Raw genomic sequence first — 17,908 nt, 5'->3', positions numbered from 1 at the left:
ATGCGCAAAGGATTCAGGTGGGCCTTATGATTATAATATGGTAACAGAATTAGTTAATCTTTCAAAAGAAAATAATTTAAATTATGTAATTGATATATACCCAAGATATGGTTCAGATGTAGGGGCAGCGCTTAGAGGTGGAAATAATATAAGAGGAGCACTTATAGGACCAGGAGTACATGCATCACATGGAATGGAAAGAACACATTATAGTGCTTTAGAAAATACTATAAAATTACTATATTTATATCTAACAAAATAAATATAGTATTAAGTAATTAGAAAAGGGAAGAATTTATTCTTCCCTTTTTTAAATTGCTTTAATTTCGTTTTCTAATTCTGTCATTAATTTTTTTACTGTAGTTATATTTTTAATTTTACTTACATTTTCACCACAGAAGATAAGACCATTCTCTAAGTCTCCATTAACTGAATTTATAAGAGCTTTACTTATGCAATAAGGTGTTGTAGAAGGGTTACAAGGTATTAAGCAATTATAACATTTTGTAACTTTGATATTTTCATTTAAAGTTTTATTTACAAAAGAATTTAGTATAGCTCTACCTGGCATCCCAACTGGGCTTTTAACAATTCCGATATTTTCATTTGTAGCATTTATATATGATTCTTTAAATTCTTTTGATGCATCACATTCTTCTGTTGCTACAAATCTAGTAGCCATTTGTACACCGGAAGCACCAAGATTTAAATATTTAACTATATCGTTACCATTGAATATGCCACCAGCTGCAATTATAGGAATAGATTTATTATATTTAATTTCATAATCTTTAACATGTAATACTATATCTTTTATAGTATCATCAAAAGTTTCATTTGAAATTTCAATATCTTCTTTTTTAAAACCTAAATGTCCTCCGGCCTTTGGTCCTTCAACTACAATCATATCCGGTGCTATATTATCGTGTTTATCCCATAATTTAAGAATTACTTTTGCTGCTTTTAGTGAAGAGACTATTGGAGCCAATTTTACATTATATCCTTTGGTGAGTTTTGGAAGAGTTGTGGGCATGCCAGCTCCAGAGATAATAAGGTCTATTCCAGATTCTATAGCAGTTCTTACATATCTTGCATATTCATTTGTTGCAACCATAATATTAACTCCTATTATTCCGTTATTACATTTTTCTTTAGCTAATTTTATATGTTTTTTTAATGCTCTAAGGTTTGCTTCTAAAGGATTATTTTCAAAATCTCTTTCTTTAAATCCAATTTGAGCTGAAGAAATAATTCCTATGCCACCTGCGTTTGTAACAGCAGAAGCTAGATTAGAAAGAGATACACCAACACCCATTCCACCTTGAATTATAGGTAACCTAGATACTAATTCTCCTATTTTTAAGGGTTTTATATTCATTTAAACACCTCACTTAATTTGAAATTAAAATATTTTGATAATCAAAATATTTTAGTATATTATAATCTAAAATATAAAAATTAACAATATGTTGTTACAAAAAAATAATATTGACATAGCATAATATTTTATGATAAAATAAATAGCGTCTTAGGGGTATGGCTCAATTGGTAGAGTAGTGGTCTCCAAAACCATTGGTTGTGGGTTCAAGTCCTACTGCCCCTGCCAAAAGCACTTAGTTTAGTGAAACTAAGTGCTTTTTTTGTTGTTATAAATAATATTTTAAGTAAAACATTAAATATATTTAAAAAAACTCCTATAATTTTAGAAAATATAGAAAAAAATATTAAAATGTAATTAATTTGTCAAAAAAGAAAACAAAAAAGAGAAAATATTAATATAATCGAAAAAAAATTAATATTTAATTAAAAAATATGGTATAATTTAATTATGAAGCAATGTAGGAGGGGGAATATGAGTAAAAATAAGAAGAAATTTGTAATGGGCATTTTAATTCTTGTAGTTACTTTAGTTAGTATAATTTTTATAGATAGGATAATACATACTCAAACTAGAGTTATTCTTTCAGAAAAACATGAAGTTATAAGTGTGGATAAGGAACAAAAAATAAATGATGTTGTTGACACTATTGTAGATACTGAATATAAATCAATAAAAAAATTAAAAGATAAGGATGTATCTAGTGTGTATGTAATAGTACAATCAGAAGATGCAAATATAAACAAGAACGTACCTGAAATTATTGATTTTGCAAATTCATTAAAAATTAAACTAACATTTTTAGAAAATGAACAAATTGACGATGAAAATAAACAGTATTATGGTTTAATGCAAAAAAATGGTCATACAATTATACCAAAATACTTAGATATTAAAAATATATTAGATAAAAATAATGTTCAAATTATAGATGAAAAAATTGATTTAATTGATTTAAATAATCAAGATATAGCTTTTTATATAGATTTAAATAAAATTAATGAAGAAGAATATAATAAATTAGAAAATAAAATAAATGACTTAAATAAAATGGGCTATAAGTTTAAAGCATTAATGTAATTGGAAAAAGTTACTTGGGATTAAATTTTATCCTCAGGATAAACTATGATTGTAAGATAAATTAAAATTTATTTTACAATTACCGTAAGCCTGAGGAGGGATCAATTATGTCAAATAGAGTGATAGTTCCAGAAGCTAAAAAGGGTCTAGCAGCATTTAAAAATGAAGTAGCTAGAGAATTAGGAGTTCCATTTAGTGATTACAACGGAGATTTAAGCTCAAGACAATGTGGATCCGTAGGTGGCGAAATGGTTAAGAGAATGGTAGAGGAATACGAAAGTTCTCTAAAGTAAACACCTACTGAAAGGGTTTTAAGTAACTCTTTGTAATTACACCATTTAAGGAATACGTATTTCAATGCCAAGAGGATGATTTTAGTAAATCATCCTCTTTCTTTTTGCGTAAAATGTATGATAAAATGAGAACAAAAGTTCGTTAAATAGAAAGGTGGATTTATTATGGAAAAAGTAAAAATACTTCATTGTGCAGATATACATTTTGATACACCATTTAAAGAATTTAGAAATAAATTAGCAGATAAAAGTAAAGAGGAAATAAAAGAAGTTTTTAGTAATATAATTAAAATATGTAATGAAGAAAATGTAGATATAATGCTGTTAGCAGGAGATATATTTGATAATTATACGTTAGATAAAAGTACATTAATTTTTATACAGGAAGAATTAAAGAGATTAAAAAGAACAAAAGTTTTTATAAGTCCAGGAAATCATGATCCTTATAACTTTAAATCGTTTTATAAGCTAGTTGATTGGCCGGAAAATGTACATGTTTTTAAAAGTTCTTTAGAAAAGGTTTTTATAAAAGAGTTAAAAACTAATATTTATGGAGCAGCTTTTGAAGATAATTATGTTGGACAATCTATGTTAAAAAATATAGAAATAGATAAAAATTTTATAAATATAGCTGTGATTCATGGGGAATTATCAAATCAAGGAACTACAAATGAATATAATCCTATAACAATAAAGGATATAGAAGAATCGAAATTAGATTATATAGCTCTTGGACATAGGCATAAATTTAATGGAGTGCAAAAGGTTGGAACAACAAGTTATGCTTATAGTGGATGTCCTCAAGGAAGAGGTTTTGATGAATTAGGTGCAAAGGGAATTTTAATCGGATATGTAGGAAAAGGTTATGTTGATTTGAATTTTAAAAAAACATGTAAAAGAGAGTATATAGAGAAGGATGTAAATATAGAAGGTGCATTTGGGTATAGAGAAATAAAAAGAAAAATCTTAGAAGAACTTAAAGATTTTGATTTGAAAATTAATATATTTAAAGTAAATTTAGTTGGTGAAATTGACGCAAGTTTTAAGATAAATGAAAAAATATTAAAGGAAAAGTTAGATAGTGAATTTTACTTTGTAAAGATTAAAGATAAGACAAAAATAAAAGTTAAAATAGATGATATAGAAAATGAACATTCAACAAAAGGAATATTTGTAAAAAAAATTAGTAATAAAATATCTGAGGCAAGTGGAGAAGAATTAGAAATATTAGAACTTGCTTTAAAAATAGGACTGCAAAGCTTGACAGAAGATGAGGTGAATTTGGATGATTATTAAAAAGATTAGAATTAAATCCTTTGGAGGGATTAAGGACAGAGAAATAGATTTAAATAATGGAATAAATTTATTATATGGTGAAAATGAAAAAGGGAAAAGTACAATTCAGAATTTTATAAGAATTTGGTTATATGGATTTGGGAGTTCTAGAGGTGGAAAGAATAATTTAAGAAAAAAGTATATGCCATTTTCAGGAGAAAAAATGCAAGGTGAGCTTATAGTATCACATGAAAATAAAGATTATATCATTAAAAGAAGTTTTGGTTTAACTAAAAAAGATGATGTATCTATTATATATGATGAGTTAACTGGAGAAGAAGTAAAAGATATAAATAAAGATGAGCCAGGCTCATATTTTTTAGGGGTAAACTCAAATACATTTTTAAAGACATTATTTATACCTCAACTTGGAGTTGTTGTATCAAGGGATAAAGATGAACAAATAATACAAAAAATAATTGATATATTTGGTTGTGGTGAAGGAGAGGTTTCAGCATATTCTGCTATTGAAAAGCTTAAGTTTACTAGAAAAGAATTAACTACAACAAGAAAAAATGGTGAACTTGATATATTAAAAGAAAGATATAATAATGTCATAGAAGAAAGATATGAAGCTTATAAAATTTCAGAATCTAACTTAATTAATGAGAATGAATTAATAAATAAAAAAGAAGAGAGAAAAAAGTTAAGAGAAGAAATAGAGAAATTAGAATTATTTAAAAAATACTTAAAGAAAATTAATCTTCAAAAAGAATATGGAGAAATAACAAATTACTTAAAAAAGAGTGAAGATTTAAAAAGAAGAGAAAAGGAAATTGAAACAGAACTAAGAAGAAATAATGGAATAATAGATGAAAAATATATAAATGAACTTAGTGAAGAAAATAAAAAGTATTTAACTTTTTTAGACATAAAAAATGAGAATGAGTATGAATTAAAAGAAGTAGAAAATAGAATAAAGGATGAAAGTGAGAAAATAAAGAGATATGAAGTATTTTCTTCAATGGAGGATGGATTAAAAGAAAAGTTAATAAGGTTAAATGCAGAACAAGAAGGTCTTAGAGAAAGAGCTTTATTAAACAAGAAGTTAAAGTTATCTATTGAAGAAGAAGAGGACAAGATAAATAAAAAGAAAAAGTTTTTAGGAGATTCATTAAAGCTAATATCACATAGAGATAAAGTAAAAAATTTATTTAAAGAATATGAAGAAAAGCTTTATAAAGTAAAAAATTTAGTTGAGGATTCAGATAATTATGATGATAAAGTTTTAATAGAAAAATCTAAATTAGAAAGCAAGAGGAAACTAGGATTTATATTATCAGCAATAAGTGGAGTATTAATTGGTATCAATATAGCATCAATAAACAATATATTTTTATATGTAATATTTGCAATATTTATAGTATTAGGAATAGTAATTATTTTAATTAGTAATAATTCATTAAATAATGTGAATAGTGGTTTAGAAAGTAAAAAAGTTGTTGATAATTTGAATAGTGAAATCAAAAATATTGAAGAGCAATTAAATGAATATGTAAAATTAATAAAATGTAATAATTACAAAAATCTGTTAATGGCTATAAATACATTAGAAAGTTTTTATGTTGCAGAAAGCCAATCAAAATTAAGAATTGAAGAGAGAAAAAAACAACTAGATAATTTATCTTTTGAAAAAGATGAAGATAGATACAAACAAAATGAAAAAATACTTTCATCAATAATGAAACTTTGTAATTGTGATAATTTAGAAGAAATTTACTTAGAGCTTGATGAATATAATAAAATAAAAAACAATTTAAATTTATTGAATATAGAATATAATTCCAAGAAAGAAAATTTAGATAGAATAATATCAGAGTTAAAAGAAAAAGAAAGAGAAATAAAAGAAAAATTAACTGTTATGGATTTAGAGCATATTCAATTAGTAGACTTAGAAATGTATTTAAAAGAATTTAGAGATAAAATTTTAAAGAAGAAAGAATTAGAAAGTTCATTAAAAAGCGTTGATGAAACATATAAAGTATTACTAAAAGACAGAAATATTGAAGAGATAAAAGAAGAAATAAAAGATGTATTAAATGGCAATATAAATTATAAATATAATTCAGAAGAAGAAATAGAAAGGGAAGTAAAAGAGAAATCAAATCTTTTAATAGAAGTAGAAAAGAAAATAAAAGATTTAGAAAATATAATAAAAACTAGTTTTTTAGGTAAAAGAAATATAGTAGATATAGAAGAAGATTTAGAAAACATAGTAGAAGAAATTAATATTTTAGATAAAAAATTAAAAGCTATAGACGTTGCAATAGAAAATTTAGAGGCTTCAGGAAGAGAAGTAAGAGAAAGCTTTGGGCCAGCGCTTAATAAAAAAATATTAGAGATATTTAAAAAATTAACTTTAGATAAATATTCAGAAGTTAAGCTTGGAGAAGACTATAATATGACAGTAAGAGACAAAATAAACATATTTCCCGGAGAATATTTAAGTAATGGGGCGAATGATCAGTTATATTTAGCTCTTAGGATAGCTTTTATACAATTAATATTTAAAAATAAAAAAGTTCCTATAATATTTGATGATTCGTTTGTTCAATATGATGACATAAGAAGGGAAAGAGCAATAGATGTTATAAATGATATGAATTTTGCTCAAACAATAATATTTTCATGTCAATCAATTGATAAAAATATTATTAAAAATAAAGAAATTAAAGCAAACTTTATAAATATTTAGAATTGACATTACTGGGAAATTATATTAATATGATTTTATGCAAATGCAAATCATATGCAAATGAGGTGTAGAATTTGAAAAAAATTATAGGTATAATTTCCGTACTGCTTTTGACTATAGGATTGATTGGATGTTCTGGTGAGAAATCTAATGAAATTAAAAAAGATGGAAAGTTAAGTGTTGTAGTTTCAATTTATCCGTTAGAGCAATTTACAAGAATGATTGGTGGAGATAAGGTTAATATATTAACTTTAGTTGGTCCAGGTCAAGAACCACATGATTTTGAATTAAAACCAACTGATTTAAAAACTCTTACAGAAAGTGATGTTTTTGTATATAATGGTTTAGGTTTAGAGCATTGGTTAGATCAAGTTAAGGGTCAATTAAAAGATAGCAAAACACTTATGGTGGATTCAAGTAAAGATGTTAAGGTAATAAAAGATGGGGATAAGATAGATCCGCATGTTTGGCTTAGTTTAAAAGAGGCACAGGTTCAAGCTAATAACATAAAAAATGCATTAATAGAAAAAGATCCAAATAATAAAGATTTTTATCAAAAGAATTATGAAGATTTAAAGGTAAAATTCAATAAATTGTATAATGAATATAAACCAAAATTTGAAAAACTTAAAAATAAAGATTTTGTAACTGGTCATGCTGCTTTTGGATATCTTTGTAGAGATTTTGGATTAAAACAAAAATCTATAAGTGATTTATATGCTGATGGAGAAGCTACTCCAAAGACATTAGAGAATCTTGCTAAGTATTGCAAAGAAAATAACATAAAAACAGTATTTTCAGAAAGTTTAGCATCACCAAAAGAGTCTGAAACATTAGCAAGAGAAGCTGGAGCTAAAGTTGAAAAAATATACACTTTAGAATCAAAAGAAGATGATAAAACATATTTAGAAGGTATGGAATATGACCTTGATGTTATATATAAAAGTTTACTAGAATAAAACTGATTCAATAAAGGTTTGATTTTACTAATAAATAGTGAATCAAACCTTTTTTTAAAGTAATGTGATATAATTATATATGTGAAATTTTGTAAAAGGAGGCGTTCTTTATAAAAGCTTTAGATTATTATAAAAGTAATATTGAAAAAAGTAACATTAAAATAAGAGAATTAAATAAAAATATAGCTTTATTTGGGTGGAGTAGACTTTTAATAGTATTGTTAATTATAGGTAGTGGATATTTTTTTTATAAAGAAAATAAGACTAACTTACTTATACTATCAGAAGTTATATTGGTTATTTTAGGAATAATTATTGTTTTGTATCACAATAAACTTATAAATAAATTTGAAACTTTAAAAATGTTTTTAGAAATAAACGAAAAAGGATTAAAGAGAGTAACTGGAAAGTTTAAAGAAATAGAGGATAATGGAGCAGAATATATTGAAGATAAGCATCCTTTTGTATCAGATATTGATATATTTGGGAAAAGTTCTTTATTTCAATTAATAAATGATACTATAACAAAAGGTGGAAGAGATAAGCTTGTTAAGTATTTAAAGCTTAATAAATTACCAAATAAAATTGATATAGAAAATAGACAAGAGGCAATAAAAGAATTAGGCAGTGATATTAAGTGGAGACAGAACCTAATAGTAAAAGGGAAGCGTAATTTTAAATTAAAGAAAAAAGAAATAAATGAGTTGGAAATATTCTTAAATTGGAGCAAGGAAAAGTCAAATAAAGGCATAAGTAAAAAAATTATAGCTTATTTATTTATAATTTTAACTTTTTCTAGTATTGTTTTTTCAATAATAGGATATATAAGACCAACTTATATATTATTAGTTTTAATGATTAACTTTATTGTTATTAAGTTGCTAACAAGAGAAAATAAAGAAGATTTAGTAGTATTTAATGAAATTAAATATACAATAAAATCTTATGCTGAAATATTAAATATGATTGAAAAAAAGGAATTTAAGTCATCATATTTACTTAATATTAAATCAAAGCTTAAAAATAACAAAGGTAGCTCTTGTGGAGAAGAGATGAAAAAATTATCTAATTTATTAGATTGGATTGGAGATAGTGTTGGTAATGCATACTATTTAATAATAAATTTATTTATATTTTCAGATGTTTTTATAATAGATAATGTAAATGAATGGAGAGAAGAAAATAGAGAATATTTAGAAGGTTGGCTTGAAGTTATTAGCGATATAGATGCTTTAAGTAGTATATCAAATTTATATTTTGATTTTGAAAATTGGAATTTTCCTAAGATATTAGAGGAAAAAGAAGTTAAAGGTAAGATGATTGGTCATCCGTTGTTAGGAGAAAAGGCTGTTAGAAATAACTATTCTCTTTCAAATAATAAAAAGGTAACTTTAATAACTGGATCTAATATGTCTGGTAAAAGTACTTTTTTAAGAACTATAGGTTTAAATTTAATTCTTTCATATATAGGAGCACCAACATTTAGTGAAGAATTTGAATGTGGAATATTTAATGTTTATACATGTATGAGAACTAAAGATAATTTAGAAGAAAATATTTCATCATTTTATGCTGAGATTCTTAGAATAAAAATACTTATAGAAGCCAGCAAAAGAGGTGAGAAAGTATTCTTTTTATTAGATGAAATATTTAAGGGAACAAATTCAGTAGATAGACATATAGGTGCTACTGAGCTTATAAAGCAACTTATAAATAGTGGAGCTATTGGATTAGTTTCAACTCATGATTTAGAACTTTGTGATTTGGAAAAAATAGATAATCGAATAGAAAATTATAATTTTAGAGAGTATTATGAGGATAATAAAATAAAGTTTGATTATAAGCTTAGAAAAGGCAAAAGTGAAACTCAAAATGCAATACATTTAATGAAACTTGCTGGTATAGAATTTAATTAATATTTATAAGAGAGGGTATTTTATATGGGGTACGTAATAATAGACTTAGAATTTAATAATTTAAATAATATAAAAAAGTACTATCCAAATATATTTTATGATTATTCTGAGTTAAATAAAATTAGTGTGAAAAATGAGATAATAGAAATTGGTGCAATTAAAGTAGACAAATATATGAAGGTTATTGGAAGGTTTAAGGCGTATATTAAGCCTTCCATAATACCAATATTAAATCCTGAAATAAAAAATATAACAAATATTACAGAGAAGGATTTGGAAAATGGATTAAGCTTTAGTGATGCTATGAGTAAGCTTAAAGACTTTATAGGTGATGATATAGTTTGTTCTTGGGCAAAAGATGATATTGCACAAATAATAATAAATGCACATTACCATAATTTTAAAGATTTAAAGTGGATTAGAAAATATTTAGATATACAAGAATATGCTAGTAAAGTATTGGGTGCAAAAAAATCTTTAAGTTTAAAAAATGCCTTAAAAAGATTAAACATAAAAATTGATAGCAGACTTTTACATGATGCTTTAAATGATGCTAACTTTACTGTTCTTGTTTTTAAAAATTTATATAATTATAGAATAGTTAAAAATTATATAATTGATGATATATATGATATGCCAGCTATTACTATTAATAATGTTGAAGAATTAATTTTAGAGAATGAAAAAATTAATTCTTTATGTCCAAAGTGCAATAAGAAAATACAACTAGACTTTGATTATATGCCTAATAAATGGAGATTTATTTCTGTTGGAAAGTGCTCAAAATGCAATAATGCAATTGTAAATGAAGTAATAGTGAAAAAAACATTACATGGAGAATATGTATATTCTGAGATTAGTAGTATGATAAGTGAAAAAGAATATTTAGATTATTCATATAAATTAGATAAATATTTTCTTAAGAAAGAAAGAGCTCTATAACAAAGCTTATAAATTATGTTAAAATAAACTTAGACATTTAAATTAAAATATTAAAAAGGAAAGGGATAACTATGAATATAGCATTTTTTCTTACTCCTAAGAATGAAGTAGTTTATGAAAATCAAGAATCAACAATGAGACAAGTTATGGAGAGAATGGAGCACCATGGTTATACAGCAATCCCGTTACTGGACAAGCATGGAAGATATGTTTCAACATTAACTGAAGGAGATTTACTATGGAAATTAAAAAATACTCCTGATCTTAATTTTAAAAATACAGAAAGTGTAAAGGTTAAGGATATAAAGACTAGAAGAGCACATAAAAGTGTTTCGATAAATTCAGATATTCAAAGTCTTATATCTCTTGCAGTTAATCAAAATTTTGTTCCAGTTGTTGATGATGAAGGAATATTTATTGGTATAATAAAAAGAAGTGATATAATAAATTATTGTTATAATGAATTAGAAATTAAAGAAGATTAAATTTTTAGAGCTGTTTTTTTAAAACAGCTCTATTTTTATAAATAATATGAATAAAAAAGATAAATTGACATTAAATAAATGAAGGAGTATTATAAAAATATAATACACCCCTATTGGGAGGGGGTAAGGAGTGATTGTTTTGAATGATGATAAGAAGAAAGCATTACAAGTATTAAAAACTTGTAGGGGACAAATAGATGGAATTATAAAAATGATAGAAGATGAGAGATATTGCGTTGATATTTCAAATCAAATAATAGCAGCACAAGGTCTTCTTAAAAAAGCTAATAAGCATATATTAACACAGCATATGCATCATTGTGTTAAAGAAGCTTTAGTTAGTGAAGAAGAAAAGGACATTAAAATAGAAGAAATAATAAAAATACTTACAAAATTAATTGATAAATAATTATTGAAATTTGTAAGGAGGTATAAAGTGAAAAAGGAATTTAAAATAAGTGGAATGACATGTGCATCATGTTCAGCGAGGGTTGAAAAAGTTGTAAACAAGATGGATGGTGTAGATAATGCTGTTGTAAATTTAGCAACAGAAAAAATGATAGTAAATTTTGATGAAGATAAAGTTACTTCTAATGATATAGAGGAAAAGGTTAAGAAAGCTGGATATGAAGCTAAAGAATTAGGAAACAAAAATATTATTAATGAAAATTATAAAATAAGTGGAATGACATGTGCATCATGTTCATCAAGAGTGGAAAAAATTTTAAATAAGATGAATGGAATAGAAGAAGCTACTGTTAATTTAGCAACTGAAAAAGCAAATATAAAATATGATAAAAGTGTAATTTCACCAGAAGATATTGTAAAAAAGATTGAAAAGGCTGGATATGGTGCAGAAAAGATAAATGATAAAAATAAAAGAGAAAGTAAATTTAAGGTTAATGGAATGACATGTGCATCTTGTGTAGCACGTGTTGAAAGAATTGTTAGAAAGATAGATGGAGTTGATGATGTAGTAGTGAATTTAGCTACATCTAATATGAAGGTTAAATATGATAATAAAAAGCTTTCATCAAAAGAAATTGAAGATGCTGTTAAAAAAGCTGGTTACGAAGCAGTAGAATTAAATGATAATGAAAATAAAAATTTAAAAAATGATAGTGATCAAAAAATAAAATCTGCAAGAAATAGATTAATATGGTCAGCTATATTTGCAATACCATTAGTAATAATATCAATGGGACCTATGATGGGATTACCTGTACCTAATATTATAAATCCAAACAATAATCCATTTAATTATGCATTTATTCAACTTATATTAGCATCAGTAGTAATTATTGTAGGAAGAGATTTTTTTATACATGGATTTAAAAATTTAATTCATTTAAATCCTAATATGGATACACTTATAGCATTAGGCAGTTCTGCATCAGTTTTATATGGTGTGTATGCTTTAATTAAAATTGGATACGGGGAACATCATTTTGCTCATCATTTGTATTTTGAATCAGCAGGCATGATTATAGCTTTTATAAGTCTTGGTAAATATTTAGAAGCACTTACAAAAGGTAAAACTTCAGAGGCTATAAATAAACTTATGGGACTTGCACCAAAGACTGCAACAATATTAGTTGATGGAAAAGAAAGAGTAGTTAACATAGATGATGTTTCAGTTGGAGATATTATTTTAGTTAAACCAGGAGAAAAGTTACCAGTTGATGGAATAGTTATAGAAGGAACTACAACTATAGATGAAGCAATGCTTACAGGTGAAAGTATTCCAGTAGAAAAATCTGTTGGTGATGAGGTTTTTGGTGCTAGTATAAATAAACATGGAATGTTTAAATATAAAGCAACAAAAGTAGGGAATGATACGGTATTATCACAAATTATAAGTTTAGTTGAAGAAGCTCAAGGAACTAAAGCACCAATTGCAAAGCTTGCTGATATAATATCAGGATATTTTGTTCCTACAGTAATTGCTATATCAGTAGTATCTTTTTTAGTTTGGTATTTTATTGGAAATAAAGATTTAGAATTTTCTCTTAATATATTAATTTCTGTTCTTGTAATAGCTTGTCCATGCGCTCTTGGATTAGCAACACCAACAGCGATAATGGTAAGTACAGGTAAAGGTGCAGAAAATGGAGTTTTAATAAAAAGTGGTATAGCACTTGAAGAAGCACACAAAATAAACACAATAGTATTTGATAAAACAGGCACTATTACAGAAGGTAAACCAAAGGTTACAGATATAATTAAAATTACAGAAGACTTTGATGAAAATGAAATTCTTAAATTTGCAGCTGCTGCTGAAAAAGGTTCGGAGCATCCTTTAGGAGATGCAATAGTTAAAGAAGCAGAATATAAAAAAATAGAATTACCTTCTATACAAGAATTTAATTCAATACCAGGTGAAGGTATAAATGCAACTATTAATAATAAATGTGTTTCAATTGGAAATAAAAAAATTATGAATAGAAACAATATAAGCATTAATTTTATAGAGGAAAAAGCAAATAACTTAGCAAGTAGTGGAAAGACACCAATGTTTATAGCTATAGATGGAATTTTAATTGGAATTATAGCTGTAGCAGATACTGTGAAAGAAAATAGTGAGAAAGCTATTAAAGCACTTCATAATATGGGAATTGAAGTTGTAATGTTAACAGGGGATAATGAGAAAACTGCAAAAGCTATTGCTAAACAAGTTGGAATAGATAGAGTAGTTTCAGATGTATTACCTGAAGGTAAAGCAAATGTAGTTAAAGAGTTACAATTAGAGGATAAAAAAGTTGCTATGGTTGGTGATGGAATAAATGATGCACCGGCACTTGTAACTGCAGAAATTGGTATAGCTATAGGTTCAGGTACTGATGTTGCCATAGAATCAGCAGATATTGTACTTATGAGAAGTGATATTTTAGATGTAGTTACAGCAATACAGTTAAGTAGAGCAACAATAAAGAATATAAAAGAAAATTTATTTTGGGCATTTGGGTATAACGTATTAGGTATACCATTTGCAATGGGAGTAATATATGCTTTTGGAGGTCCTCTTTTAAATCCAATGGTTGCATCCTTTGCAATGAGCTTAAGTTCAGTTTCTGTTTTATTAAATGCATTAAGACTTAAAAAATTTAAACCAAAGTTTTAATGAGTTAACAATTAAAAGTTAAAATATTATAAAGGGATAAAATTTAAGGAGTGATTATTATGGCAAAGTTTGAAATTAAAATTGATGGAATGGGATGCGAAAAATGTGTTAAAAATGTTGAGGAAGCATTTGCAGGAGATCCAAGAGTAAAAGGTTATGAAGTAAAGGTTGGAGAAGCTATAGTATATGGTGATTTAACTAAAGAATCAATTAATGAAATAATTGATGATGCTGGATATGATTTAATAGAAGCTAAAGAAATTTAATTATACTAAAAGAAGGCTACTTAAAAATTGTAGCCTTTTTTATTAAATATACTTTTTAAGTTCTTTATCTAAGTTAAATTCAGTAGGTATAAATTCAGGAACATCATTTATTTTTTTGAATTCTTCTGACAAATTAGATTCAATTTTTGAAAATTTTTTAATACAGGAAGAAAGTTCTTTTGAATTATTATTTTCATAATTAAATACTATATTAGAATATTCAACTTCAAATTTTTCTAATAAAGTGTGTATTTTATATTTACAATAATAAATGTGACTTACTAAATTTTTAAGCTCTAGAAAGTCGTTATAAGCCATCAACTTTTTTTGAAGGGCCTTTTTTGCAAGTTTAATATTATCTTTTTTTATTGCTAATGTAACTTTAGTTTCATATTCAACATATATGTCTTCAAGAAATTCAAGGTCAAGCTCAAGGTCTGAAAGTCTATCTAATAGATTAGCAAAATCTTTTGAATAATTATCTAAAATATTTTTCATTTCAATTAATTCTTCATATTTTTTTAATGAGGAATTTTTTAAAAGATTAAATTTTTTTAATAATTTCATATAGTCCCCCACAATAAGTAATACTATATATTATATGAATTTGTGTATTTAATGTTTAAATAATATCTTATAATTTAGCTATTTTTCTTGTATTAGAATTATCATTGGATTAAAATTAGATTATATGTGGGGAAATAGAAGGAGTGATTTTATATGACAAATGAAAACAATATGAGTCAATTATTAGAATCTTATGATGTTAAAAGAATTAATAAAGGTGATATATTAAATGGTAAGGTAATCGATGTTAACGATAAACAAGTTACAGTTGATATAAAATATGCCTTTGATGGAGTAATAACTAGAGAAGAACTTACAAATAATGATGAAAATCCAATGGAGGTTGTAAAGCCTGGAGATGAAATAAATGTAGTTGTTCTTTCACCAAATGATGGGGAAGGCTTTGTAAGTCTTTCAAGAAAAAGAGCATTATTAAAAGAAGAAAGAGAAGCAATAAAAAATGCTTTTAAAAATGACGAGATATTAACTGTAAAAGTTAAAGAAGAAGTAAAGGGTGGATTAGTTTCATACTTTGGTTCAGTAAGAGTATTTATACCAGCATCACAAGCTTCAAGAGAAAGAATAGAATTAAAATCTTTAATAGGAAAAGATTTAGATGTTAAAATAATAGAATTAGATTTTAATAATAATAGAATAGTTGCTTCAAGAAGAGTTATTGAAGAAGCAGAACATAAGAAAAAAGAAGATGCTTTATGGAAAGAATTAAAAAGTGGTGAAAAAAGAAAAGGTATAGTTAAAAAAACTGTTAAATATGGGGCTTTCGTTGATATAGGAGGCATACAAGGTTTAGTTCATATAAATGATTTAGCTTGGGAAAGAGTTAAGAGAGTTGAAGATGTAGTAAAAGTAAATGATGAAGTTGAAGTTTACATTGGAAACGTAGATTTAGAAAATAAAAAGTTATCATTAGTATTAAAAGATGTAGCTAAAGAACCATGGACTTTACATGGAGATGAACTAAAAATTGGTGATACTTTAGAAGGTAAGGTAGTAAGACTTACAAGCTTTGGAGCTTTTGTTGAAGTGTTTAAAGGAATAGAAGGATTAGTTCATATAACAGAAATAACTGATGAACACATAGCGAAACCTGAAGAAGTATTAAAGGTTGGTCAAAAAGTCAAAGTTAAAGTTTTAAATGTTGATAAAAATGAAAAGAAATTAGCTTTAAGCATAAAAGATGCAACTGAAAAGAGCAAAGAATATCTTCAATATGTTGATGACAATGATGAAGGAGTAACACTTGGAGATTTATTTAAAGATTTATTTTAAATGATTATAAATAATAAAATTAAGTATAATTTTTAATTAAAACATATATTAATTTAAGTATTAAATTATATTTGTAAATAAAAGATAGCTGAAAAATTATATATTCAGCTATCTTTTTATATATTATTTTAATTAAATTTTTTCTATTTTTAACATATTAGTACCGCCTGTATGAGTTGTTGGCATACCAGCTGCTACTATTATTTCTGAATTTTCTTTTACAAAATCAAAAGTTTTAGCAACTTTCTTAGCTTCAACTAATATTTCATCTGTAGTATTAAACATTTTACATTTAACAGGGAATACACCAAAATCTAAAGCTAGACCTCTCATTACATAATCAAAAGGAGTTATAGCAATAATTGGAGCTTTAGGTCTATATTTTGCAATTAACTTTGCAGTAGCGCCACTTTGAGTTGCAGCAACTATAGCTTCTGCACCTACAGCATTTGAAGTTCTACAAGCTGAATAGCTTATGGCATCAGCAAATGAAAGGTCAGATGGCTCAACTTTGGAATTTATAAAATCATATTCTAAGTTTTCTTCTGTCTCCTTAGCTATTTTTGCCATTGTTCTTGCTGCTTCTAAAGGAAAGTTACCAGAAGCACTTTCACCGCTTAACATAATTGCATCAGTTCCATCAAATATAGCATTACATATATCGCAAGCCTCAGCTCTAGTTGGAAGTGAATTTCTAATCATTGAATCTAACATTTGCGTTGCTGTAATAACTATTTTTCCAGCTTTATTACATTTTTTAATTATTTGCTTTTGAATTATTGGAACTTTTTCTATTGGTATCTCAACACCCATATCACCACGAGCAACCATTATTCCATCAGCTACTTCAATTATTGAGTCAATATTATTAACTCCCTCTTGACTTTCAATTTTACCAATTACTTTTATGTGTTCTCCACCATGTTCTTTTAAGATATTTTTAACATCTAAAATATCTGAAGCTTTTCTAATAAAAGATGCGGCTATAAAATCAACTCCAGTTTGACAACCAAATATTATGTCTTCTTTATCTTTTTCGGTTACAGAAGGTAAGTTTATACTAACATTTGGAACATTTACACCTTTATGATTTTTTATAGTTCCTGAAACTTCAACTATACAGTTAATAGTTTTTCCTTTAATTTCCTTGATTTTAAAGGAAAGTAGCCCATCATCAACAAGTATAGTACCGCCTGGTTTTACATCTTTATAAAGTTCGTCATAAGTAATTGAACATTTATTTTCATCACCTAAAATTTCTTCACCACATATAAATGAAAAATTATCACCTTCTTTTAAATCAACACCATCATTTTTGAAGTTATGAGTTCTTATTTTAGGACCCTTAATATCAAGAACTATAGCTGTTGGGGTTTTTAATTCTTCTCTTAAGCTTTTAATTAAATCAATTTTTTCTTTATGAGATTCATGAGTTCCGTGAGAAAAGTTAAGTCTTGCAGCACTCATGCCTATTTTCATAAATTCACTTAAAACTTCTCTTGAATCACTTGCAGGACCAATAGTAAAAATCATTTTAGTTTTTTGCATAAAAATCACCTCGCAAATATGTTATTAATAAAT

The 17,908-nt window shown here is 25.9% G+C and carries 15 protein-coding genes, 1 tRNA gene and 1 pseudogene; 14 read left to right on the top strand and 3 right to left on the bottom strand.

The genetic code is table 11. The features are described from left to right. Nucleotides 1-262 (top strand): annotated as a pseudogene (locus Q4E08_RS06335) (aminopeptidase); the annotation flags it as partial. A 48-nt stretch (nt 263-310) separates the two neighbouring features. On the opposite strand, the gene Q4E08_RS06330 reads toward Q4E08_RS06335, so the two are convergent. Continuing rightward, complete coding sequence (locus tag Q4E08_RS06330; RefSeq protein ID WP_303129460.1) at nt 311-1,378, bottom strand: nitronate monooxygenase family protein; 1,068 nt, start codon at nt 1,376-1,378, stop codon at nt 311-313. A gap of 152 nt (nt 1,379-1,530) precedes the next feature. On the opposite strand from Q4E08_RS06330, the gene Q4E08_RS06325 reads away from it, so the two are divergent. From Q4E08_RS06325 to Q4E08_RS06270, 12 genes are all read left to right on the top strand, one after another. Next, nucleotides 1,531-1,606, top strand: a tRNA-Trp gene (locus Q4E08_RS06325). 246 nt (nt 1,607-1,852) lie between these two features. Beyond that, on the top strand, nt 1,853-2,458 hold the full coding sequence (locus Q4E08_RS06320) for a hypothetical protein (RefSeq protein ID WP_303129459.1): 606 nt from the start codon (nt 1,853-1,855) through the stop codon (nt 2,456-2,458). Nucleotides 2,459-2,565: 107 nt separating this feature from the next. Beyond that, the gene (locus tag Q4E08_RS06315; RefSeq protein ID WP_303129458.1) at nt 2,566-2,751 is read left to right on the top strand and encodes an alpha/beta-type small acid-soluble spore protein; all 186 of its coding nucleotides are present in this window, start codon (nt 2,566-2,568) and stop codon (nt 2,749-2,751) included. A 165-nt stretch (nt 2,752-2,916) separates the two neighbouring features. Continuing rightward, nucleotides 2,917-4,047 (top strand): DNA repair exonuclease, encoded by a 1,131-nt coding sequence (locus Q4E08_RS06310; RefSeq protein WP_303129457.1) that lies wholly within the window; start codon nt 2,917-2,919, stop codon nt 4,045-4,047. Beyond that, nucleotides 4,037-6,781: an AAA family ATPase gene (locus Q4E08_RS06305; protein ID WP_303129456.1), complete on the top strand. Its 2,745-nt coding sequence runs from the start codon at nt 4,037-4,039 to the stop codon at nt 6,779-6,781. Before Q4E08_RS06310 ends, Q4E08_RS06305 begins: the two co-directional genes overlap by 11 nt. Before the next feature lie 74 nt (nt 6,782-6,855). Next, entirely contained in the window at nt 6,856-7,740 is an 885-nt protein-coding gene (locus Q4E08_RS06300) for a metal ABC transporter solute-binding protein, Zn/Mn family (protein WP_303129455.1), read from the top strand. A gap of 218 nt (nt 7,741-7,958) precedes the next feature. Beyond that, a complete protein-coding gene (locus tag Q4E08_RS06295; protein WP_368410166.1) occupies nt 7,959-9,656 on the top strand; it encodes a DNA mismatch repair protein MutS in 1,698 nt (565 codons plus the stop codon). A 24-nt stretch (nt 9,657-9,680) separates the two neighbouring features. Continuing rightward, entirely contained in the window at nt 9,681-10,598 is a 918-nt protein-coding gene (locus Q4E08_RS06290; protein WP_303129454.1) for a 3'-5' exonuclease, read from the top strand. A 71-nt stretch (nt 10,599-10,669) separates the two neighbouring features. Further along, a complete protein-coding gene (locus Q4E08_RS06285) occupies nt 10,670-11,083 on the top strand; it encodes a CBS domain-containing protein (RefSeq protein ID WP_303129453.1) in 414 nt (137 codons plus the stop codon). Between the two features lie 139 nt (nt 11,084-11,222). Beyond that, the gene (locus Q4E08_RS06280) at nt 11,223-11,492 is read left to right on the top strand and encodes a metal-sensing transcriptional repressor (protein ID WP_303129462.1); all 270 of its coding nucleotides are present in this window, start codon (nt 11,223-11,225) and stop codon (nt 11,490-11,492) included. A 27-nt stretch (nt 11,493-11,519) separates the two neighbouring features. Beyond that, on the top strand, nt 11,520-14,204 hold the full coding sequence (locus tag Q4E08_RS06275; RefSeq protein WP_303129452.1) for a heavy metal translocating P-type ATPase: 2,685 nt from the start codon (nt 11,520-11,522) through the stop codon (nt 14,202-14,204). A 59-nt stretch (nt 14,205-14,263) separates the two neighbouring features. Further along, nucleotides 14,264-14,470, top strand: coding sequence for a heavy-metal-associated domain-containing protein (locus Q4E08_RS06270; protein WP_303129451.1), 207 nt, complete (start codon nt 14,264-14,266; stop codon nt 14,468-14,470). Between the two features lie 42 nt (nt 14,471-14,512). On the opposite strand, the gene Q4E08_RS06265 is transcribed toward Q4E08_RS06270, so the two are convergent. Further along, a complete protein-coding gene (locus tag Q4E08_RS06265) occupies nt 14,513-15,037 on the bottom strand; it encodes a hypothetical protein (RefSeq protein ID WP_303129450.1) in 525 nt (174 codons plus the stop codon). A 153-nt stretch (nt 15,038-15,190) separates the two neighbouring features. Between Q4E08_RS06265 and rpsA the strand changes: the two genes are divergently transcribed. Beyond that, a complete protein-coding gene (rpsA, locus tag Q4E08_RS06260) occupies nt 15,191-16,327 on the top strand; it encodes a 30S ribosomal protein S1 (protein ID WP_303129449.1) in 1,137 nt (378 codons plus the stop codon). Nucleotides 16,328-16,459: 132 nt separating this feature from the next. Here rpsA and pyk read toward each other — a convergent pair whose 3' ends face one another. Continuing rightward, nucleotides 16,460-17,875 carry a pyruvate kinase gene (pyk, locus tag Q4E08_RS06255; protein ID WP_303129448.1) on the bottom strand — a complete coding sequence of 472 codons (1,416 nt, stop codon included), beginning with the start codon at nt 17,873-17,875 and terminating at the stop codon, nt 16,460-16,462. Nucleotides 17,876-17,908: the final 33 nt, after the last annotated feature.

Origin of the sequence: Clostridium sp. (assembly GCF_030532265.1) — a bacterium.
In the GTDB taxonomy this organism is placed as follows: Bacteria; Bacillota; Clostridia; order Clostridiales; family Clostridiaceae; genus Clostridium.
This window is presented reverse-complemented; position numbering and strand designations above follow the sequence as displayed.